The organism is Pseudomonas sp. BN414 (genome assembly GCF_029871275.1).
GTDB lineage: Bacteria > Pseudomonadota > Gammaproteobacteria > Pseudomonadales > Pseudomonadaceae > Metapseudomonas > Metapseudomonas resinovorans_C.
In genome coordinates this window covers 280,283-302,267 of sequence record NZ_SSOL01000066.1, presented here as the reverse complement: position 1 = coordinate 302,267, position 21,985 = coordinate 280,283, and the positions used below count along the sequence as shown (strand labels likewise).

Genomic DNA, 21,985 nt, shown 5'->3' with positions numbered 1-21,985 from the left:
TTCCGGGTCCTTTTTCTCTGTTGTAGGGGCGAATTCATTCGCCAAGCAGACCGCCGGTCTGCCCTGCGTTCATCGCGGGCTGCGTTGCAGCCCTTGGCGAATAAATTCGCCCCCACAGGTTTTCCTCGCTCCGCTCGCCGCTTGACAGCCCCGCCCTCAGCCCGCAAATTACGCAAAGTGTAAATTGATTACGAAAACAATAATTCTGGCATCCGGACCTCACATCGGAACGCCTGCCGCCGAGCGATTGCCATGGACCTCTACACCTATTACCGCTCCACCTCTTCCTACCGGGTGCGCATCGCCCTGGCGCTGAAGGGGCTGGACGCCCGGCATATCCCGGTAAACCTGATCCAGGATGGCGGCCAGCAGCACAGCCCCGAATACAAGGCGCTCAATCCCCAGGGTCGCGTGCCCAGCCTGCGTGCCGACGACGGCCAGGTACTGACCCAGTCCCCCGCCATCATCGAATACCTCGAAGAACGCCATCCGCAGCCCGCCCTCCTGCCCCAAGGCCTGGAAGCCCGTGCCCAACAGCGCGCGGTGGCCGCGATCATCGGCTGCGATATCCATCCGCTGCACAACGTCTCGGTACTCAACCGCCTGCGCGGCCTCAGGATTGAGGAAGCCGAGGTGATGAACTGGATTCGTCACTGGATCGCGGAAGGCTTCAACGCGGTCGAAGCCCTTATAGGAGAGGAAGGTTTCTGCTTCGGCGAACCGGGCCTGGCCGACGTCTACCTGCTACCGCAGGTCTATGCCGCCCGCCGTTTCGAGCTGGACCTGTCACACTATCCGAAGATCGCCCGGGTAGAAGGCCTTGCCCTCGAGCATCCGGCCTTCATCCAGGCGCACCCTGACCAGCAAGCCGACAAACCGGCCTGAGGCAACGTCCATGCAAAGCCTCGGATTCAAAGTCACCATCGGCGACTATCTCGCCCGCAGCGTACGCGGCATTTCCTGCGCGCCACCGGCCGCCACCTCGCATTGACCTATAACTTCCAATCAATTGCTTGAGGTGCCAAAAAATGGCTGACATGTTCGAAAACCCCATGGGCCTGCAGGGCTTTGAATTCATCGAGTTCGCATCCCCCACCCCGAATACCCTGGAACCCATCTTCGCCATCATGGGTTTCACCAAGGTCGCGACTCACCGTTCCAAGGACGTGCACCTGTACCGCCAGGGCGAGATCAACCTGATCCTCAACAACGAGCCCAAGAGCCAGGCCGCCTACTTCGCCGCCGAGCACGGCCCGTCCGTCTGCGGCATGGCCTTCCGTGTGAAGAATGCCCACCAGGCCTACGCTCGCGCCCTGGAACTGGGTGCCCAGCCCATCGAGATCCCTACCGGCCCGATGGAACTGCGCCTGCCGGCAATCAAGGGCATCGGTGGCGCGCCGCTGTACCTGATCGACCGTTTCGGCGAAGGCTCGTCGATCTATGACATCGACTTCGAGTTCATCGAAGGTGTCGACCGCCACCCGAAAGGTGCCGGCCTGAAGTTCATCGATCACCTGACCCACAACGTGTACCGCGGCCGCATGGCCTACTGGGCGGACTTCTACGAGAAACTGTTCAACTTCCGCGAGATCCGCTACTTCGACATCAAGGGCGAGTACACCGGCCTGACCTCCAAGGCCATGACCGCGCCGGACGGCATGATCCGCATCCCGCTGAACGAAGAGTCCTCCAAGGGCGCGGGGCAGATCGAAGAGTTCCTGATGCAGTTCAACGGCGAAGGCATCCAGCACGTGGCGTTCTTCACCGATGACCTGGTCAAGACCTGGGACGAGCTGAAAGCCCTCGGCATGCGCTTCATGACCGCACCGCCGGCCACCTACTACGAGATGCTCCAGGGCCGTCTGCCAGACCATGGCGAACCGGAAGCCGAGCTGCAATCGCGCGGCATCCTGCTGGACGGCACCACCGAAGGCGGCACCAAGCGCCTGTTGCTGCAGATCTTCTCGGAAACCCTGATGGGGCCGGTGTTCTTCGAGTTCATCCAGCGCAAGGGCGATGACGGCTTTGGCGAAGGCAACTTCAAGGCCCTGTTCGAATCCATCGAACGCGACCAGATCCGTCGCGGTGTGCTGAGCACCGAATAAGGCGCTATCCGCTACGAAAAACCCGGCTTCATGCCGGGTTTTTCTTTTTCTGCTGAGACCCTGAACGACATCGGGCAGGGTGCGCTACGCGCACGGAAACTAACGTGCAAAACAGCCGGTGCGCACAGCGCACCCTACAGAAGCGCACATTCCGAGACTCCAGACACCTGACTATGCTTTCCATGGGGGCTGGAGGTTCGCCACATGCAACTCATCAGCGTCAGCATCGACAAGCCCGAGTCGATCAACTTCATCTTCGGCCAGACCCACTTCATCAAGTCGGTCGAAGACATCCACGAAACCCTGGTGGGAAGCGTGCCCGGCATCCGCTTCGGCCTGGCCTTCTGCGAAGCCTCCGGCAGTTGCCTGGTGCGCTGCTCCGGCACCGATGAGGCCATGCTCGAACTGGCCCGCAAGAACGCCCTGGACATAGGCGCCGGGCACAGTTTCATCGTCTTCCTGGGTGAAGGCTTCTTCCCGGTCAATGTGCTCAACAACCTCAAGCTCGTGCCGGAGGTCTGCCGCATTTACTGCGCCACCGCCAACCCGACCCAGGTCATCCTGGCCGAGACCGAACAGGGCCGCGGTGTTCTCGGCGTGGTGGACGGTTTCTCCCCCAGGGGCATCGAAGGCGAAGAGGACGTCGCCTGGCGCAAGGGCCTGCTCAGGCAGATCGGCTACAAGCTGTAACGAGGTTGGCGTACCGCTCGACGCCTGCTTCGCCTATCCGCAAGCAAAAAAAAAGCTGCCATCGCCGGCAGCTTCAGTTTGCACCCTGGCACTTCCTGTGCCCTTTCTGTTCCTGCAATCAGGATGCTCCAGAGGCATGACGCCTGCGTGTCAGCGAGATGACCACTGCGCGACAGGTGCGCGCGGCATCTTCAGAGTCCCTTAAGACTCGCGCCGGATACTCCCTCCATTCGCCATTCGCCTGGAGGGCCGCGATGAACAATGCCGAGTGGAACGCCCTGTTCCCCTTACGTTTCGGTCTGAATTCGCAGCAACACTTCCTATCCCTGCTGCTGCCCGGCACCCCGGGACGCACCCAGACCGAGGATTTCGTCCATCGTCGGTTTCTCAGTGCCCACGGTGCCGACATCCGCCAGTTCATGCCGGAACTGCTCAGCCTGCGCAATCATCACGGAGCGCTCAGCGCCGCGACCGGCATCCGCCTCGCCGAGCAGGGGCCGCTGTTCCTCGAGCAGTACCTGGAGCGCTCGGCGGAAGCGTTGATCTCCGCCCTCACAGGCGGCGAAGTCAGGCGCGAGCAGGTGGTTGAAGTGGGCAACCTGGCGTCGATCAACGCCGGCAATGCGCGGCTGATCATCGTTGCGATGACCTGGTTGCTGAACCTGCGGGAGCTGGAATGGGTGGTGTTCACCGGCGCCCCGGCACTGGTCAACAGCTTCCATCGCCTGGGTCTGGAACCCCTGCCCCTCGGCGAGGCCGACCCCGAGCGCCTCGCCGAGGGGCAGCAGCAATGGGGCACCTACTACGAGCAGAAACCCCAGGTGTTCACCGGCAGCATCCGCCTTGGCTTCGAGCAATTGCAGCGCAACGGCGTACTCGCGCGCCTGGGCTTTCCCGATATCGAAAGGGCGTCCCACCATGCAGCCTGAAGCTCTGCGCGCGCGCCTGCGCGAACATGCCAATCATCTACCGATGCCCCTGGCGATCCGAGGCGATACCCGGCGCTATACCTATGCCCAGTTGCTGGCCGAAGTGGAGCGGCGCGAAAGCCTGCTGCGCAATGAGCCCGAGGGCGTGCTGGCACTCGGGCTGGACAACGGACCCGAGGCGCTGCTCTGGGACCTGGCCGCCCTCTTTGCCGGACGTCCCTGCCTGACCCTGCCGCCGTTCTTCAGCCCGCAGCAGCGCGCCCATTGCCTGGCGCAGTGTGACGTCCGCCTGGCCGTGGCGGATGCAGGCTACGCAGGCGAACTGGAAGACGCCGGCTTCCAGGCGGACGACAACTTCTGGCGCAGGCCCGCCGGCACCCGTGCCGCCCTGCCCGCCGGAACCGCCAAAATCACCTACACCTCCGGCACCACTGGCCAGCCGAAGGGCGTCTGCCTGGGAGCGCCGACCTTGCTAAGGGTCAGCCAGGAACTGGACGTCGCCAGCCGCCCCACTGCACCGGCGCACTACCTGGCCGTCTTGCCGATGGCCGTGCTGCTGGAGAACCTCGGGATCTACGCCGCATTGCTCGCCGGCGCCTGCGTCACCCTGTTGCCGCAGCGGCAGATGGGTATCGAGGGGGCTAGCGGGGTGGACTGGGAACGAATGCTCGCCACCCTCGTACTCAGTGGTGCCCAGAGCCTGATCCTGGTGCCGCAGCTGTTACTCGGTCTGGTCACCGCCATCGAACGCAGCCTCCTCAGCGCCGCACAGTTCCGCTTTGTCGCGGTGGGCGGCGCGCGGGTCTCGGAGGATCTGCTGGCCCGCGCGGCGCGGGTCGGCCTGCCGGTATTCGAAGGCTACGGACTCTCCGAATGCGCATCGGTGGTCTGCCTGAACCGCCCTGGTGCCAATCGCCCTGGCAGCGTCGGCCGGCCCCTGCCCCATGTTCAGGTTCGAGTGGCGGACGACGGCGAAGTGCAAGTCGCCGGCTCCACCCTGCTCGGCTATCTGGGCGAGGCGCCCCATGCAGATGACTGGTGGCCCACGGGCGACCTGGGTGAGTTCGACAGCGAAGGCTACCTGCACCTCAAGGGCCGCAAGAAACACCAGTTCATCACCAGCTTCGGCCGCAACGTGAATCCAGACTGGGTAGAAGCCGAGCTCACCCAGCGCGGGGTGATCGCCCAGGCCTTCGTCCAGGGTGAAGGCCTGCCCGGCAACCTGGCCCTGCTCTGGCCGCTGGACCCGCATTGCGACGACCAGACCCTCGCCGATGCCGTGGCCAGTGCCAACGCCGCCCTGCCCGACTACGCGCGGGTCAGGGCGTGGCACCGGCTGGCCGCTCCTTTCAGCGTTGCCGACGGACTGCTCACCAGCAACGGGCGCCTGCGCCGCGAAGCCATCGCCGAGCGCTATCGCAGCGCCCTGCTCGAACTCGAGAACGAGGTACGACCATGAGTTTCTTCAACCAGCTGCAAGCCGCCACCGCCGCCGAGCGGGACGCCCTGTTCAGTGTTCCGGTGATACGCGAGGCCCTGGCCGGGCAGGTGAGCCTGGAGGGCTACCGCGCCTTCCTCGGCCAGGCCTACCACCACGTGCGCCATACCGTGCCGCTGATGATGGCGTGCGGGGCGCGCCTGCCCTCGCGTCTGGAATGGCTGCGGGGCGCCGTGTGCGAATACATCGATGAGGAATACGGCCACGAACGCTGGATTCTCGATGACATCCGGGCCTGCGGAGGCGACGCCGAGGCCGCCCGCCATAGTCGTCCCTCGCTGGCCATCGAACTGATGGTCGCCTACCTCTACGACCTGATTGCCCGAGGCAACCCGGTGGGACTGTTCGGCATGGTCAACGTGCTGGAAGGCACCAGCATCGCCCTGGCGACCCAGGCTGCCGGCGCCATCCGCGAGAGCCTCGCACTGCCGGCGGAGGCCTTCAGCTACCTGTCCTCCCACGGTGCCCTCGACCAGGATCACATGGCCACCTACCGCCGCCTGATGGATCGCCTGGAAGACGAAGACGACCAACAGGCCGTGATCCACGCCGCCAAGGTCGTCTACCAGCTGTATGCCGAGATGTTCCGCGGCCTGCCCCGCGCCGGTGAGGTGAGCCATGCGACTCGATGACTGCCGGGTACTGCTCACGGGCGCCAGTGGCGGCATCGGCCTGGCTTTGGTCGAACAACTCTGCGCACGGGGTGCCCAGGTGCTGGCGGTCAGTCGCCATCCAGAGACCCTGGGCGAGCTGCGCCAGCGCTTCTCGCATCAACTGTCCTGGGTCGGCGCCGACCTGCGTTCCGCCACGGGCCGCCAGCGCGTGCTGGATGCTGCCCGTGGCATGGGCGGCGTCAACGTCCTGATGAACGCCGCCGGGGTGAACGCCTTCGCCATGCTGGAGCAGGTGGACGACGGCCAGATCGAAGACATGCTCGCCCTCAACGTCACCGCCACCCTGCAACTGACCCGTGCCCTCCTGCCATTGCTGCGTCAGCAGCGCCACGGCCTGGTGGTGAACGTGGGGTCCACCTACGGCTCCATCGGCTATCCCGGCTATGCCGTGTACTGCGCCAGCAAGTTCGCTCTGCGCGGATTCTCCGAGGCGCTGCGCCGGGAACTGGCCGACACCTCCGTGAACGTTCTGTACGTCGCGCCGCGCGCCACCCGCACCAGCATGAACAGCCAGACCGCCATGGCCCTCAACGCCGAACTCAAGGTCGGCGTGGACGAGCCAGAGCAAGTGGCCGGAGCGGTGATCGCGGCCATCGAGAAAGACCTCAGCGAGCTCTACCTCGGCTGGCCGGAGAAGTTCTTCGTCCGCCTCAACAGCATGCTGCCGGGCCTGGTGGATCGCGCCCTGCACAAGCAACTGCCGATCATTCGCCGCTTCAGCGGCCTCCATCACGGCAAGGACCATTCATGATGAACAAGCTCTTGTGCACCTTCGGACTGCTCCTGACCCTCTGCATCCCCGCATGGGCCCTCGACGCCGGCGGCAGCCAGCGGCTGGCGGACATCCAGAAACGCTGGGCGGAAATCCAGTACCAGCTTCCGGAGAAGCAGCGCTCCGCCGAATTCGAGAAGCTCGCCGCCCAGAGTGGCGCCTTCACCCGCAGCGCCCCGCAGGCGGCCGAAGCCTGGATCTGGCACGGCATCGTCACCAGCAGCTGGGCCGGCGCCGAAGGTGGTCTGGGGGCGCTGGGCAAGGTGAAGGAAGCCCGCGCCGCCCTGGAAAAAGCCATCCAGCTCGACCCACAGGCCCTGCAGGGCTCGGCCTATACCAGCCTCGGTGCCTTGTACGACCGGGTGCCCGGCTGGCCCGTCAGCTTCGGCGACGAGGACAAGGCTGACCAGTTGCTGCGCAAGGCCCTGGAGATCAACCCGGCGGGGATCGACAGCCTGTATTTCTGGGGCGACCACCTCAATCGCCAGGGTCACCCGGAGCAGGCGCGCGAGGCCTTGCTCAAGGCCAAGGCCGCCGCCCCGCGTCCAGGGCGCGAGCTGGCCGACCAGGGCAGGCGTCAGGAAATCGATGCTTTACTGCAGGAAATCCAGACGCACTGAAGCACTAAGGCGACCCATGCGACTCCTACTTGTCGAAGACGACAACGCCCTCGGCGCAGGCGTGCGCGCCGGCCTGCGCCAGGAGGGCTATACCATCGACTGGCTCACCGACGGCGCCAGCGCCCTGCACGCCTTGCAGAATGAAGAGTTCGACCTGGCCATCCTCGACCTCGGCCTGCCGCGACTGGACGGTGTGCACGTCCTGCAGAAACTCCGGGCTGGCGGCTCCACGTTGCCGGTGCTGGTACTCACCGCCCGCGACGGCCTTGAGGACCGTATCCTCGGCCTGGATGCCGGCGCCGACGATTACCTGGTCAAGCCCTTCGACCTCAATGAACTCAAGGCCCGCCTGCGCGCCCTCTTGCGCCGCAGCGCGGGCCGGCCACAGGTACTCATCGAACACGCCGGCGTGGTGCTCGACCCGACCAACCAGCAAGTCAGCTACCAGGGCAACCCGGTGACGCTGACGCCCAAGGAATACCAGTTGCTCCACGAACTGCTCTCGCAACCGGGCAAGGTGCTCACCCGCGAGCGCCTGGTGCAGACGCTCTATGGCTGGGACGAAGAAGCCGAAAGCAACACCCTGGAAGTGCATATCCACCACCTTCGCAAGAAGCTCTCCAGCGACCTCATCCGCACCGTGCGAGGCATCGGCTACCGGGTGGATGCGCAGCCATGACCTCGTTGCGCCGCCGCACCCTGGGGCTGGTGATGGTCCTGCTGTTGCTCGGCACCCTGATCATCGTCTACCTCAACTACCGCGACAGCAGCCATGAGGTGGAGGAAATCTACGACGCCCACCTGGCACAGAACGCCCGGCTATTGCTGGGGGTCATGCACATGCCGCAGGCCAACAGCGACCGGACTGAACTGTTCCGGGCGTTCAACCAGGCCCTCAGCCAGGCCGGGCCGCACAAGGTCGGCCACCCCTACGAGAGCAAGCTGGCCTTCCACGTCTGGGACCGCGACGGCAGTAGCCTGGTGCAATCGGCCAGCTCGCCGCCCTTCGACCACGTCCCCGTTCGCACAGGGTTCTACAACCTCCAGCTCGGCGACCACCACTGGCGCGGATTCGTCCTGCCGGATCCGGTACAGGGCCTGCTGATCTGGGTGGGCGAGCGCGACGATGTGCGTCAGGACCTGGTGGAACGCATCGTGCGCCACACCCTGTGGCCGAACCTGATCGGCATCCTCATCCTCGCGACGCTGGTCTGGCTGGCCATCGGCTGGGGCCTGCGCCCCTTGCAGAACATGGCGCGAATGATCCGCAGCCGGCATGCCGACTCCCTCGCGCCCCTGCAGGTCGTGCCACTGCCGCGGGAGCTGGAGCCCATGCAGGCGGCGATCAACCGGCTGTTGGCGCAGATCGAACAGATGCTTCAGCGCGAACGTCGCTTCATCGGCGACGCCGCCCACGAAATGCGAACACCCCTCGCGGTCCTGCGCCTGCATGCGCAGAACGCCCTGGAAGCCACGAACGATGAGCAGCGCACCGAAGCCTTGCGATTTCTCACGGTGGGCGTCGACCGCCTGACCCGCGTGGTTCACCAGCTGCTCACCATGGCCCGGGTGGAACCGGAACTGGCCAAACAGAAATGGCAGCCCGTGGACCTGGAACCGCTGGTTCGAGAACACCTTGCCGAACTCACGCCCCTGGTGCTGGACAAGGGCCTGGAGCTGTCCCTGGACGTGGCGGAAGGCGACTACCGCACCACCAGCGATCCGGCGGCCATCGGCATTGCCCTGCAGAACCTGGTGACCAATGCCAGCAACTTTTCCCCGGCCGGCAGCGAAGTGAAGGTCAGCCTGCGGCCGGATGGCCCGGACTTCCTCCTGCTGCGGGTCGAAGACCAGGGGCCTGGCATCGACGAGAGCCGGCTGGAGCGGCTGTTCGAACGCTTCTACAGCCAGGACAACCCCCAGGGCGCGGGGCTCGGCTTGGCCATCGTGCAGATGATTGCCTCTCGCCTGGGCGGCAGCATCAGCCTCGCCAACCGCGAGGGCAGCGGCCTGCGCGCCGACTTCAGGCTGCCGCGCGGGATGCGCCTGCACAGCTCACCCGGCTCGGCCATAGGGAAGCGCTGACGCCTGTCCCGCTACCCCTCACCGGCGAACTTCAAGGAAGAATGGGATACCGCTCGTCAGCTGCATGCCTGCATGTAAAGCCGGACTGGAAGTTCAAACTGTCCGGCGAACAGCCTTCAACTGTTTCCCCCGTGAATCATTGTGGGAAAATTTCCCACAAAATTCCTCGCCGTTAAAAGGACCCGTACCAACGAGCCCTCCCATTATTCCCCTGAGCTCCAAGAGACACGTGCAAGCGCCCCGCCCGCCTGTCCAGAAGAACAGCCCCCGCGATGAACCACCGCCTCGCTCCGGGCTCAACCGACTGAGTGTTCCTTGGGGACAACCCCAGAAGACCGAGACGGAGGCCCGACTATGTCTTTTAGAAAGTGCCTGCTCACTCTAGCGATTGGTGGTGTTCTCTCGGCATCCAGCGTGCTGGTACCTGATTACATTTCGACTTCATTCAGCGTCCATGCCCAGGACGGAGGAGGTGGTGGGCACGGCGGCGGTGGTGGTAGCGGCAGTGGAGGTGGTAGTGGAGGTGGCGGTGGTCACGGCGGTGGCGGTGGCGGTGACGGCGGTGGCCATGGCGGTGGTAGCGGTTCCGGCCACGGCGGAGACGGTGGCGGTCATGACGGGGGCGGCGGCAACGCCGGCTCCGGACATGGCGGCCATGGTGACGGCGATGGCGATGGCGATGGCGATGGCGATGGCCATGGCGGGCCGGGACACGGCGATGCGGACCACGGAGGTATCGCCGGCAATAGGGGCGACCACGACAACGACGCCGACAACGACAACGACAACGACAACGACAACGATGCTGCCGATGCCGCCAGGGACGCGGCCCGAGATGATGCAAATGCGGCCAGGGACACCGCCCGGGCTGATGCGGACGCCGCCAGAGATGCGGCCAAGGATGCCGCAGACGCTGCCAGGGATGCCGCCAGATCAGCCGCCGATGCGGCCAGGGATGCGGCCAGGGCGGCAGGTGACGAAGGCGCGGATGCGGCCCGGGATGCCGCAAGAGCGGCTGCGGATAACGCCAGGGACGCAGCCAGGGCCGCGGCAAATGCGGCTCGGGACGCTGCAAGAGACGACGCGGATGCCGCCAGGGATGCGGCCAAGGCTGCGGCTAATGCAGCCCGCGACGCAGCCAGGGAGGCGGCGGACGAAGCCGATGACGCCGCTGATGCACCGGACGTCGATGCCGTCGAGGCAGAACCCAATGACGCGCCGGATGCTCCGGATGTCGACGTCGTCGAACACCGCTCGGCGCAATAACGAAGAAGGAACTGGGGAGTCGCACCTTGCGGAGCTTCCAGGCCGGCGCAAGCCGGTTTGGAGCTCCGTTTTTTGTTGAGTGCTGCCGACGCATGCAACCAGGGCTATTGAATCAGTGCGTCGCGTCGCGTTCGTCCTTTCTGTGGTCGGGTATGGACAGCTATCGCCCGGCAAAGGCGGCGTAATCTGCGTCGCAGTCAGGTCATGAACAGCATCGCTCCGCTGATCACGGTGCGCTTCCAGCTGATCGCATTGGCAGACCCTCTCCAGGTTCTGCGACCTGCACGGCCTCGAATGCTTCGAAGCCGGTTCCTCCGTACAGACGTGACTCGTCGAAGGCCATAGGCTTGAGACCTCGCCGCCGCCACACAGGCGGCTTTTTTTTGCGCCGACTTTGTGCCCGATTCAGGCGCCTTGTTGCCCTGCCCTGCCCACCTGAACTACGCAGTCAATCACCACCCTGAAAGCTTGAGCGCCCAAAGCGTGGCCATCCCCCCCGCGAGGGTCAGCGCAGCGTTACGTGTTTTCCAGGCGAGCAAGGCTGCGACGATAGCCGCCGGTATCTGTGGATTATCCAGGGCAATGTCGCCATGCCCGTTAGGGTAGATCACTGCGGGCAACACCAGCGCGGCCAACACACTGGCAGGCACATACAACAAGGCTTGTCTCAATAGCGCAGGGATTCTCAGTCGGCCGTAGAGTTCGACAAACGAAAGACGCATGGCGAAGGTTCCAAGCCCGACGGCCAGAAATAGCCCCCACAAAGCAAAATCACTCATTCAGCCACCTTTTCGTCCTGCGAACGCTGGCGCGCATTTTCGATGAGCACCCCGGCCACGATGCCGGCTATCGAAGCCGTTACCAATCCAAGGTTGTAGGGCATATCGACCGCGAAGACCGCCACCACCCCACCCACCGCAGCGGCCCCGAGGCTGGGCACGCTGCGTATGGAGGGCACCAGAATCGCCAGGAAAGACAGCGGTATGGCGAAGCTCAGTGACCATGAACTGGGAATGCTGGCGCCCAGGTAGACGCCGGCCAGTACCGATAGCTGCCAGGACACCCACATGGTCACAGCCGTGCCGGCGTAAAAGAAGTGGGCGAAGCGCCCCAGTTCCCCCGAGGAAAGCTTGAGAATGCAGATGGCGTACGACTGGTCAGACAGCATGTAAGACAGCGGCCACGTCCAACGACGGGGCAAGTGATGCAGGAACGGCGCGAGCGACGCGCTGTACATCACAAAGCGCAAATTGATGACCAGGGCCGTCATCACGATCGCCACCGGCAGCACATCGTTGTGCAGCAGTTGAAGCGCGGCCATCTGTGCCGACCCCGAATAGAACAGCAAGGTCATCGCCATGGTCATGCCGGGGGACATCCCCATGTCTATGGCCATGACACCGGCGACCAGCCCGAACGGCACAACGCCTGGTGTCAAAGGAATAAGCGTGCGAACGCCTGCCCAGAAGGCTTCAGTCCGTGTCTGATACGGCATGGGGTGTCCTTGGTTGTAAAACATGATGCGAGATTGCTGGCCAACCAGCAGGGTCGGAAGGCGTTCGGGGGCACGAACTGACGCTGAAAATCGACACCCCTCCGGACACTTTCCCAGACTCCATTTGCCTGGCCCGCACGCTCAAACCTTGAAGTGATTGCGTTTGCGGAACTGCCCCGGGGCCATATCGAACATCGCGCGGAAGCAGCGCTGGAAATGTGGGAGGGTGACGAACCCGCTCGCCACGGCGATCTCGATCAGCGACTTGTTGGTGTGCTGCAGTAGCTGGCGTGCCCGGGTGAGCCGAAGTTCGAGATAGTACCGTGGCGGCGTCGCCTTCACGTAGCGCCGGAAAAGGCGCTCCAGGTGTCGCCTGGATATCCCCACGTAGCGCGCAATCTCTTCGATCTCGATGGGATCTTCAATATTGCTGTGCATCAACTCCAGTGCGAGCTTGATCGACTCGGGCAAGGTCGGATCGAAATCGATGGAGACAACTGACACATCGACGACATCCTTCATCTTGTCGCAGCTGAGCACCTCTTCCACGGCACTCACCAACTCGTCGCCGGCACTGTGGCGCACGACTTCCAGCATCATGCCCAGGGAGCTGTTCGCGCCGGCACAACTGATTCGCCTGCGGTCGAGCACCTGGGAATGGCTCGTCACATTCACCTTCGGGAAGAGCTCCATCATCATTGCCCGACAGTCCGGGTGGAATGCGCAGTCATGGCCATCCAGCAAGCCGGCTTCAGCCAGGAAGAACGCCCCATTCCAGAGCCCTCCGAGTACAGCCCCAGCGGCGTCGGCAGACCGAAGCTTCGTCCGTAGCAGCGCCTCACCCTCGAGTCGAACGCGAAAGCCGCCACAGACCACCAGGATGTCCTGACGCTTTTCATCCAGCTCGTTGAGGGTGCAATCGGTGGAGATGGAGATGCCAAGATCACTCACGACGAGATTGCTGTCCCCACCCACCACCTCGACTTCGAACACGGGGGTCGAACTCATCAGATTGGCCGTCACCAAGGCATCCACCGCACCGGTGAAGGCCATCATCGAAAAATGCTCGCGCAGGATGAAGGACACACGACGAACAGGGGTGGTCAGCCCTGAACGACGGGCCTTGTCCAGATGCGCCAGGTTCTTGCTCTTCAGAACGCTCTCGAAGGACGCTCTCATTTCTCGACTCACAGCAACTCAGGGTGCGGATCGACATTCCCTCTGCTGATACCCGGATGTCGGTCCAAAGTCTGGGACCAGCGCAAGCAAATTCTCACAATTGGGGGCTTCCGGACAGTTCTGCATTCGCCGCTTCCATTTCCCGAAACGACGCCGCGCCCGGACTGATGGCTGCTGACAGCTTGAACTTTACTCACAGCCCCAGGGCAGCCCTGAAGCTCGCAGCGTCGCTACCTATCCGACCCGGAACTGAGACCGAGAACGAAATTGACCGGGAGCCACATCGAATTTCTCGCGAAAGCAGCGACTGAAATGCGGAAGGGTGGCGAATCCGCTGGCCACCGATATTTCGGTCAAGGACTTGTTGGTGTGTTGCAACAGCTGGCGCGCATGGGTGAGTCGCAGCTCCATGTAGTAGCGCGGAGGTGTCGCCTTTACGTATCGCCTGAACAGACGCTCCAGGTGGCGTCTGGAAATACGTGCGTATCGCGCGATCTCACCGATGTCGATTGGATCCTCGATGTTGCTGTGCATAAGTTCCAGGGCGAGCTTGAGCGTTCGCAGCAAGGTTGGATCGAAGTCGATCGACACCACTGAAACGTCAACGGTTTCCCGCATCTTGTCGCAACCCAGGACCTCCTCCACCGCGTCCAGAAGTTCCTGGCCTGCGCTGTGTCCCACCACTTCCAGCATCATGCCCAGCGAGCTGTTCGCGCCCGCGCAACTCATTCGCTTGCGGTCCAGCACGTGGGAATGGGTGGTGACGCTGACCTTGGGAAAGAGCTCGGACATCATCGCTCGACCGTCAGGATGAAAGGCGCACTCATGGCCATTCAACAGGCCGGCCTCAGCCAGGAAGTAAGCACCATTCCAGAGGCCGCCAAGCACCGCACCCGCCGCGCCGGCATTACGCAGTTTCGTCTTCAGCTGCGGCTCACTCTGGAGACGGACACGGAATCCGCCGCACACCACAATCATCTCCTGGTGCTTCTCGTCCAGTTCAGCAAGGGTGCAGTCGGTGGAAATGGCAATCCCCAGGTCGCTCGTCACCAGGTTGCTTTCGCCCCCAACGACCAGGACCTCGAACACTGGAGTCGAGCTCATGAGGTTGGCCGTCACCAATGCATCCACCGCACCGGTGAAGGCCATCATCGAGAAGTGCTCGCGCAGAATGAAGGCGACACGGCGTACGGGCGTCGTCAGCCCTGCACGACTGGCCCTATCCAGATGCGCCAGGTTCTTGCACTTCAATACACTCTCGAATGACGTTCTCATTTCTCGACTCACAGCTGTACAGGATTTACATCATTGCCACTCCATCCCTGGTAGCGGCGCGTCCCCCCCAATCCAAAAAAACCAACCACACCACACGGGCCGACCCGCATCCCGTTCAACGTCATCGAATCGCGCCTGCCTGCTCGAATAGCAAGGCGAAAAGACGCTCGCAGCTGGGGCTACCCGGGAGTGCCGCAATAGCCTGTTCGATTTCGCGCCGCTGCTCCGGTCCCAGGCTGATTCCGGCCAGCAAATTGAACTTGGCGAGGAATTCCGCGTGGGTCATGGCGGTTTCGGGGTCCCCCTTGGCGGCGGTGATCGGGCTTGTGAGGACCTGACCATCCTTGAGCTGGATCGAAACCCTCGACAGGATTTCATTGGGGAAACGTGCGGAGAGCTCATCGCTTTCAACGATTTCAATGCGCTGACTCACCGCGAGGATGTCGGCGGCGTGGATCGCTTCGCCCGTCACTTCCAGCGGCCCGACCTGACCACGCACCACAAGCGCCGCAAGCGGGAAGGCCAACGCGTACTGGGCCTCGTCGGCGTTGGCCGGCGTATGCCCCTGCAGGCGCATGGATTCATGGAAGGTCTGCACCTGGATCTGCTCGATGTTTTCGCCACGGATCTGCGGATGCCCGGCCATGAGGCCCGTCACGGCGGTGAGGGCCGGCTGAGCCCAGCGACAAACCGGCCAGGGCTTGAAGTACTGGGCATCGATTTCCCAGCGCTCGCCGAGATCCCGCCAATGGGCGGCCACTGCATCATCTTCCACCGTCTCGGCCGGCGCCCCGGTGACACCTGCTTCAGCCAGCAGCAGCGCATTGATGCCAGCGTAGGCTCCCGCGCCATGGGCATCACGCAACATCGACGGATGATCGACCAGTCTCATCATCGGGCAGCGCGGACCAAAGTATTCGGCGATACCCAGCGCGTGACGGAAGCGCATTTCGTCCAGGCCCAGCAAGCGCGCGCCTCCACATACGACGCCGACGCCGGAAAAGGCTCCGGAGGCATGGTATTCAGGAGCGGTAGCCATCAGCGCGGCGCCGGCACGCAGAGCGGTTTCGTAACCGATGCAGAGGGCGCTCAGCAGTTCCTCACCGCTGATGTTCCTACCCTGCTCACGGCATGCGTCGACGATCGCCAGCAGGGCCGGCACCACGGTCGCCCCTGCATGCCCCTTGGACGTGAAATGGCCTTCGTGGGCATCCAGGCTATCGACGCTGAAGCCGCCTGCCCACGCGGCTCCTAGCGGATGCACAGCGCGACCATCGAAGAGCAGGCGGCTGGCCAGTTTTCCAGCCGGGTAATGCGCCAGTGCGTAGCGTTTCAGCGCCTGGCTGGTGTGGTTGTCTCGCGCACCGGCCGCCACACCGAGAATATCCAGCAAGCAGGTCTGCAGCAGCTCGCGGGTATGGGACGGTGCATCGTGGAAACGGAAATCGCGGACGAACGAGTAGAGCGACATGTGGAGACTCCACAGACGGGTTCTGGCTAAAGGGAATGAGGGAGCCCGCAGCACGGGCTCCCGAAGGCATTACTGCTTGGTCTGGCTGACCTGGTTCCCAGCGGCGGTTCGCGAGGCTTGCAGCCAGCTGTCGAACTGCTGGCGATGCGCGGCGACCCACTCCTTGGCGTGGCGCTGGATGTCGGCGGGCTTCTTCTCGCCCTGCTGCATCTTCAGGTTCTGCGCACTCTCGTCATCGGTGCTGATCTGCACCTGCGAGAGGAACTTCACGGCCGCCGGGTTCTCCTCGGCGAAGTCCTTGTTCAGCACCGCCACCACCTTGTCCACGGCGAACCCGAGGTTCTTGCCCTTGTACATGGTGTCCACATCGTTATTGCCATCCGGCAGGTCGGTCTTCGGCACTTCCAGCCAGACCACGTCCGTGTTCTCGACCAGCACGCTGGCAATCCACTGCGGCACCCAGGTGAAGTACAGGATCGGCTTGCCTTCCTTGTAGCGGGTGATGGTGTCGGCCATCAGGGCGAAGTACGAGCCCTGGTTGACGTGCACGCTCTTGTCCAGGTCATAGGCCTTCATGTGGTGGGAAATGACCAGCTCGCAGCCCCAGCCCGGGTTGCAACCGGTCAGGTCGGCCTTGCCGTCGCCGTCGGTGTCGAACAGCTTGGCGATCTCCGGCTTTTTCAGGTCGGTGATGTACTTGATGTTGTACTGGTCGGCGGTTTTCTTATCGATCAGGTAACCCTGGCTGACCCCCGGCAGGATGTTGCCGGTCTTGACCATCACGTCGTCACCGCCGGCCTGCTGGTAGAACTTGTCGTGCAGCTTTTCCCAGAGATGCACGGTGAAATCGGCATCGCCATTGGCCAGCGCCACCATCATCACGCCGTACTCGGTCTCTTTCGGTTCCTGGACGTCGTAGCCCAGTTCGCGCAGGCCTTCCATCGCCACCTCGCCACGGAAGCGCTCCTCGGCGATGGAGGGGAAGATCGGCGTGATCTCGACGCCCTCGCCGGGCTTGTCGGTCGAAGCGCTGGCACTCAGGGCGGCGACTGCCAGGGACAGGGCGGTGGCGCATTGCAGGAGGCTGTGGGAGATCTTGGATCGATGCATCGTCTCGTACCTTTATATTGTTTTCTGTCGGGTTCGGCAGATCGAATCAATCGGCTCAGGCAGTCTTGCGCCGCCCGGAGGAGTGCCCGGCACCGCACAGACGCAGCAGCGCGCCAACGGGGCCGGTGTGGTACCAACGCAGGCTCGGGTCGGCGCTCGAGCGCGCTCCCATGGCCTGGGTCAGGCGGTCGAGGAAGATGGCCAGCAACACCAGGCCTACCCCGCCGACCGTTGCCAGGCCCATGTCCAGGCGACCGATGCCGCGCAGGACCATCTGCCCGAGGCCGCCAACGGAGATCATCGAGGCGATCACCACCATCGACAGTGACAGCATCAGGGTCTGGTTCAGGCCGGCCATGATGGTCGAGGTGGCCAGCGGCAGTTGCACGCGGGTCAGCATCTGCCGACGGGTGCAGCCAAAGGCACGAGCGGCCTCGATCTTGTCTTCGGGTACCTGGCGAATGCCCAGGTTGGTCAGGCGCACCAGCGGTGGCAGGGCGAACACGATGGTCACCAGCACGCCAGGCACGTTGCCAATGCCGAACAGCATCACCACGGGCACCAGGTAGACGAACGCCGGCAGGGTCTGCATGGCGTCGAGGACTGGCCGAATCACTCGTTCCAAGTGGTCGCTGCGAGCGCAGAGAATTCCCAACGGAATACCGATCACGGCGCAGAAGAACACCGAGGTCAGCACCAGCGCCAGCGTGGTCATGGACTCCGACCACACGCCGATGAAGCCAAGCAGCGTCAGGGTGACGAAGCACAGCAGTGCCATGCGCTTGCCGGCTAGCTGCCAGCCCAGCAGCGAGGACAGGATGATGCCGATGGTCGGCGGGATGCTCTGCAGGACGAATTCAATGCCATTGAGCACCTGGTCGATGGGCCAGCGGATGGCACGGAACACATCCCGGAAATTGTGCACCAGGTATCTCAGGGTGGTTTCCACCCACTCACCCAGTGGGATGACGGCGCTCTGGAAAGGATCGAGAAGACTGAACTCTGACATGGTGGCTACCTATTCTCCGAAGGCTGCTGCGTGATCGAGGGCTTCGCTCAATGGCGGCTCAAGGTGTGCAACAGCTGATTCTTGGAAATGGTGCCCTTCAGAGCACCGCTGCGGTCCAGGACGGGCACCGGGTATGGCAGTGCCGCGACGATATCCAGCACGTCGTGAAGGGGCGTGTCGGTGTAGACGGGGTGCTGCTTGTGCATGCTGAGCGCCTCGCCCGGCAGCCCCGCGACTCCGCCGCCGGTTTCGTCTGCTCCCACTACAGCCAGCAGTTGGTCGCACTCGTCGATCAGGTAACCGTAAGGAATGCCAGTCTTGAATTTCGGGGCTTTGCCATTCACTCGACAGACCATCTCGGGGTCGAGTTGAGCCACGTCACCGGCCTTGAGCACCCGGGAACTGTCAAAGCCCTTGAAGAAGGTCTCGACGTATTCGTTGGCGGGCTGGTTCAGCAGCTCCTGCGGCGTGCCGATCTGCACCACCCGACCGCCTTCCATGATCGCTATGCGATGGCCGATTCGAATGGCTTCTTCGATATCGTGAGAGATGAAGATGATGGTGCGCTGCTGCTCTGCCTGAAGGCGCATGAGCTCTCCCTGCATCTCGCTTCGGATCAGCGGGTCCAGCGCAGAGAACGCTTCGTCCATCAGCAGGATCGTGGGGTCGTTCGCCAGAGCGCGGGCAAGCCCCACACGTTGCTGCATGCCTCCGGACAATTGGTGCGGATAGCTGTGCTCATGTCCGGCGAGACCAACCTGGCTCAAAGCCTCGCTGGCGCGGGCTTGACGCTCGCGCTCGCCCACGCCGGAAATCTCCAGGCCGAACGCGGTGTTTTCCAGGACGCTCATGTGCGGCATCAGCGCGAAGGACTGGAAGACCATGCCCATCTCCTTGCGACGGACATCGAGCAGTGCCTTGTCCGACAGGCCGGTGATCTCGCGTCCATTCAGATGGATGCTGCCGGAGGTGGGTTCGATCAGGCGGTTGAACAGCCGCACCATGGTCGATTTACCCGATCCGGACAGCCCCATGATCACGAAGATCTCGCCACGCTTGACGGAAAAGCTGGCGTCGAACACACCGACGACATGACCGGTCTTGCGGAATATTTCGTTCTTGTCGGCGCCCTTGCGCAACATCTCCATGGCAACTTCCGGATGGGGTCCGAATACCTTGAAGATGTTCTTTACCGAAAGAATTTCGTCGGCCTGATTCATAAAACCTCTTTGTTATGCTTATTAACCAATCAGTCAACTTCGCGCTCTTCATTCGTCAAATCGACGGTGATTAGCGTCCAGCAAAACCGGAGTTCCATTCGTCTCTGACGTGGGTAAACCGGCGCGCAGAAAATCCTGCTCCATAAAAGCGACATCGATTTATGAATGCCGCGTTGCAGCTTCAAATTAGGGGTTGGGCATTACAGCGTCCAACGACATTTGTTCGCCCGTAACCATAACGCCATGTTATTGATCGCGAGTGGCGGAGCCTTCCAACGAAGAAAACTCCGGTTCCGAAGGCCCCTGACGCGCCAGGAGAACCGCCGCGATCAGCACCATCAGTCCACCCGCCAACATCGCGTAGGTGACTTGCTCGCCCATGAGCAGCACCGCAATGGTTATGGCTACCACCGGCTCTAAGGTCGACAGGGTCGCGGCCGTCGACGGACCTATGCGCGGGGAGCCGGCCAGGAAGGCTGCCACCGGTACCAGGGTGGCGAACAGTGCCAGCCCCACGGTTGCCCACCATGCGAGAACGGTCGAGGGCAATGAAGCACCCTGCAGGACGGCTGCCACGGCGAACGTCAGCGCACAGCCCAGAAGCAGCATCGCCGCTGAAGCCAATGGGTTTTCATGGTTGATCCGGTGGGTGCCGTAGATGACCGACGCCCCGTAGCACACAGCAGCGAACAGCGCCCACAGCGCCCCGATCGATGCGCCAGACAGGTTGAGCCCGGTAGCCATCGATACCCCGCCCAGGGCCAATGCCAGGCTGACCAGTTTGAGTGTGCTGGACCGCTCCCCCAGGCAGGTTATGGATACGACCGTTACGAAGGCCGGAAAGGTGTACACCAGGATGATCGCCAGACTGACCGACGCAGATCGCGCGGCACTGTAGTAGCCCAAAGCTGCAAGCCCGTAACCGAAGCCGAGCAACAGGTTTTGTCGCGCCAGCTGCCCTGTGGGAAGCGGTATTCCGCGCCAACGGAGGAATACCAGCAGCACGCCGACAGCAATTGCGAAGCGCGACAAAAGCAGCCCCACAGGATCGGCACCGCCCGCGTAGGCGTACTGGGCGAACAGCGGCTGCAGGCCGTAACAGAACGCAGCCAGCAGCACGAGGCCGAAGCCCCTGGCATGACCATTTCGATGAGAATGCGAGTTCATGTGTAGTGTCACCGCGTTCGGCCCCAAGGCCTTCCAGACAGAAAAAGCCCCGTTTCACCCGGCGGATGAAACGGGGCCAATTCGAAGCGGAACAGGACTCAGTCGGCCAGTCGGCTGGTCATGGTCTCGCAATACCAGTCCACGAACTGGCAGACGCCGTTCTCTGCAATCGTTGAGTACGGCCCCGGCTCATAGGCAGGAGAGCTGACGCCCGCCTGAGCCCCTTCCACCAGACGACGATCCTGGTCGTTGGTAGCGATCCAGACGCGGGTCAGTCTTTCGAGGTCGTAATCCAGGCCCTCCTGTGCGTCCTTGGGCACCAGCCACTTGGTCGTCACCAGGGTTTCATTGGGGCCTTGCGGCAATACACGGAAACTCAGGGCGTGGTCGCCCAGGAAGTGATTCCAGGTAGAGGGATAGTTGAAATACAGCAGCGCGCCGATATCGGCCTCGCCGCTGCGGTCGAGGCGCCCGGCCACTGCGGGCTTGCCATCCATGGTGTAACTCACGGCACCGGCAGAGAGCGGAATGCGCGTCATACGGAACTGCCCCGCCTCGTCCATCACCAGGCGACTGGGCAGGCCCGCTGCCTCGCAACGATTCCAGTGCGCCACCAACTCCGGGTCATCCTCCCCGCCTACACCCGCTACCGACAGGTTCTCGACATAGGAGTTGAGCAACTCGGGATGAGTACCATCGCAGTGGTAGCACTCGCGGTTGTTCTCGAACACCAGCTTCCAGTTGCCGCGCTCGACCAGGTTGGACTCGAACGCCACCTTGCAATCGTCCAGGTTGTGCGGAGTGATGAAGGGTGAGACGGCCTTGCGGAACTTCTCGAAATCCGGCGCCTTGTCGGCTACGCAGACGTAAATGTAGCTGTTCACGACTTCGCAGTGCGCCGGCTTCAGGCCGTAGTCAGCCGTGTTGAAGTCGGGCCCCATGTTGCCAGCGAAGAGCAATTTTCCATCCAGATCGAACACCCACTTGTGGTAGGGGCAAACCAGCTTGGCGACCTTGCCGCTGTTCTCGGTGCACACCTTGGAGCCCCGATGCCGGCATGCATTGTGGAACGCCCGCACCTGGCCATCGCCGCCACGCACCACGGCAACCGGGTAGTCCCCGATCTGCAAGGTGAGGTACTGGCCCGGCTTCTCCAGTTCGAAGGTATGTCCGGCGAAGATCCACTCCTTATGCCAGATATGCTCGAGATCCTGGCGATAAACCTCAGCGTCACTGTAGACAGCTCGAGGCAGGGCATGACGCTCTTTGCGTTGGCGGATCAGGGCTAATACAGCAGTATTTTTATCCATTGTTATTTGCACTCCAGAACAGGCGCATGAAGTTGTCGGTGCTTGCTTAATCGGCGAAAAAATGGAGTCATCGACTCGTCAGCTCGCACTTTCCAAGGTCAGGGCTTTCT

At 62.9% G+C, this 21,985-nt stretch carries 21 protein-coding genes; 10 read left to right on the top strand and 11 right to left on the bottom strand.

Going from position 1 to position 21,985, the window contains the following annotated elements; translation table 11 throughout:
- Positions 1-252: 252 nt before the first annotated feature.
- From maiA to E8E95_RS15645, 10 genes are all read left to right on the top strand, one after another.
- Entirely contained in the window at positions 253-885 is a 633-nt protein-coding gene (gene maiA / locus E8E95_RS15690; RefSeq protein ID WP_280351661.1) for a maleylacetoacetate isomerase, read from the top strand.
- Positions 886-1,028: 143 nt separating this feature from the next.
- A complete protein-coding gene (gene hppD, locus E8E95_RS15685) occupies positions 1,029-2,105 on the top strand; it encodes a 4-hydroxyphenylpyruvate dioxygenase (protein ID WP_280351659.1) in 1,077 nt (358 codons plus the stop codon).
- A 204-nt stretch (positions 2,106-2,309) separates the two neighbouring features.
- Entirely contained in the window at positions 2,310-2,795 is a 486-nt protein-coding gene (locus E8E95_RS15680) for an adenosine-specific kinase (RefSeq protein ID WP_280351657.1), read from the top strand.
- 254 nt (positions 2,796-3,049) lie between these two features.
- Positions 3,050-3,724 (top strand): thermostable hemolysin, encoded by a 675-nt coding sequence (locus tag E8E95_RS15675; RefSeq protein ID WP_280351655.1) that lies wholly within the window; start codon positions 3,050-3,052, stop codon positions 3,722-3,724.
- On the top strand, positions 3,714-5,183 hold the full coding sequence (locus E8E95_RS15670; RefSeq protein ID WP_280351653.1) for an AMP-binding protein: 1,470 nt from the start codon (positions 3,714-3,716) through the stop codon (positions 5,181-5,183). The genes E8E95_RS15675 and E8E95_RS15670 overlap by 11 nt, the downstream gene beginning before the upstream one ends.
- Entirely contained in the window at positions 5,180-5,854 is a 675-nt protein-coding gene (locus tag E8E95_RS15665; RefSeq protein WP_280351651.1) for an iron-containing redox enzyme family protein, read from the top strand. Before E8E95_RS15670 ends, E8E95_RS15665 begins: the two co-directional genes overlap by 4 nt.
- Positions 5,841-6,647, top strand: coding sequence for an SDR family oxidoreductase (locus E8E95_RS15660; RefSeq protein ID WP_280351649.1), 807 nt, complete (start codon positions 5,841-5,843; stop codon positions 6,645-6,647). Before E8E95_RS15665 ends, E8E95_RS15660 begins: the two co-directional genes overlap by 14 nt.
- Positions 6,644-7,288, top strand: coding sequence for a hypothetical protein (locus E8E95_RS15655; protein WP_280351647.1), 645 nt, complete (start codon positions 6,644-6,646; stop codon positions 7,286-7,288). Before E8E95_RS15660 ends, E8E95_RS15655 begins: the two co-directional genes overlap by 4 nt.
- Before the next feature lie 16 nt (positions 7,289-7,304).
- Positions 7,305-7,967 carry a response regulator transcription factor gene (locus E8E95_RS15650; RefSeq protein ID WP_280351645.1) on the top strand — a complete coding sequence of 221 codons (663 nt, stop codon included), beginning with the start codon at positions 7,305-7,307 and terminating at the stop codon, positions 7,965-7,967.
- The gene (locus tag E8E95_RS15645) at positions 7,964-9,373 is read left to right on the top strand and encodes an ATP-binding protein (protein WP_280351643.1); all 1,410 of its coding nucleotides are present in this window, start codon (positions 7,964-7,966) and stop codon (positions 9,371-9,373) included. The genes E8E95_RS15650 and E8E95_RS15645 overlap by 4 nt, the downstream gene beginning before the upstream one ends.
- Positions 9,374-9,814: 441 nt before the next feature.
- Here the strand turns inward: E8E95_RS15645 and E8E95_RS15640 are convergent, their stop codons facing one another.
- The 11 genes from E8E95_RS15640 to E8E95_RS15590 form a co-directional block, all read right to left on the bottom strand.
- Complete coding sequence (locus tag E8E95_RS15640; protein ID WP_280351642.1) at positions 9,815-10,132, bottom strand: hypothetical protein; 318 nt, start codon at positions 10,130-10,132, stop codon at positions 9,815-9,817.
- Between the two features lie 959 nt (positions 10,133-11,091).
- A complete protein-coding gene (locus E8E95_RS15635) occupies positions 11,092-11,418 on the bottom strand; it encodes an AzlD domain-containing protein (RefSeq protein ID WP_280351640.1) in 327 nt (108 codons plus the stop codon).
- On the bottom strand, positions 11,415-12,134 hold the full coding sequence (locus E8E95_RS15630; RefSeq protein WP_077525785.1) for an AzlC family ABC transporter permease: 720 nt from the start codon (positions 12,132-12,134) through the stop codon (positions 11,415-11,417). The genes E8E95_RS15635 and E8E95_RS15630 overlap by 4 nt, the downstream gene beginning before the upstream one ends.
- Before the next feature lie 141 nt (positions 12,135-12,275).
- The gene (locus E8E95_RS15625) at positions 12,276-13,313 is read right to left on the bottom strand and encodes a helix-turn-helix domain-containing protein (RefSeq protein WP_280351637.1); all 1,038 of its coding nucleotides are present in this window, start codon (positions 13,311-13,313) and stop codon (positions 12,276-12,278) included.
- A 234-nt stretch (positions 13,314-13,547) separates the two neighbouring features.
- The gene (locus E8E95_RS15620) at positions 13,548-14,588 is read right to left on the bottom strand and encodes a helix-turn-helix domain-containing protein (protein ID WP_280351754.1); all 1,041 of its coding nucleotides are present in this window, start codon (positions 14,586-14,588) and stop codon (positions 13,548-13,550) included.
- 121 nt (positions 14,589-14,709) lie between these two features.
- Positions 14,710-16,059: an MmgE/PrpD family protein gene (locus E8E95_RS15615; protein WP_280351636.1), complete on the bottom strand. Its 1,350-nt coding sequence runs from the start codon at positions 16,057-16,059 to the stop codon at positions 14,710-14,712.
- 69 nt (positions 16,060-16,128) lie between these two features.
- Positions 16,129-17,169, bottom strand: coding sequence for a glycine betaine/L-proline ABC transporter substrate-binding protein ProX (proX, locus tag E8E95_RS15610; RefSeq protein ID WP_280351634.1), 1,041 nt, complete (start codon positions 17,167-17,169; stop codon positions 16,129-16,131).
- A 55-nt stretch (positions 17,170-17,224) separates the two neighbouring features.
- A complete protein-coding gene (proW, locus tag E8E95_RS15605) occupies positions 17,225-18,178 on the bottom strand; it encodes a glycine betaine/L-proline ABC transporter permease ProW (protein ID WP_280351632.1) in 954 nt (317 codons plus the stop codon).
- 47 nt (positions 18,179-18,225) lie between these two features.
- Positions 18,226-19,398, bottom strand: a complete 1,173-nt coding sequence (locus E8E95_RS15600; RefSeq protein ID WP_280351630.1) for a glycine betaine/L-proline ABC transporter ATP-binding protein — start codon at positions 19,396-19,398, stop codon at positions 18,226-18,228.
- Between the two features lie 246 nt (positions 19,399-19,644).
- Positions 19,645-20,565, bottom strand: a complete 921-nt coding sequence (locus E8E95_RS15595; protein ID WP_280351628.1) for a DMT family transporter — start codon at positions 20,563-20,565, stop codon at positions 19,645-19,647.
- A gap of 98 nt (positions 20,566-20,663) precedes the next feature.
- Positions 20,664-21,875, bottom strand: a complete 1,212-nt coding sequence (locus E8E95_RS15590; RefSeq protein WP_280351626.1) for an aromatic ring-hydroxylating dioxygenase subunit alpha — start codon at positions 21,873-21,875, stop codon at positions 20,664-20,666.
- Between the last annotated feature and the right edge of the window lie 110 nt (positions 21,876-21,985).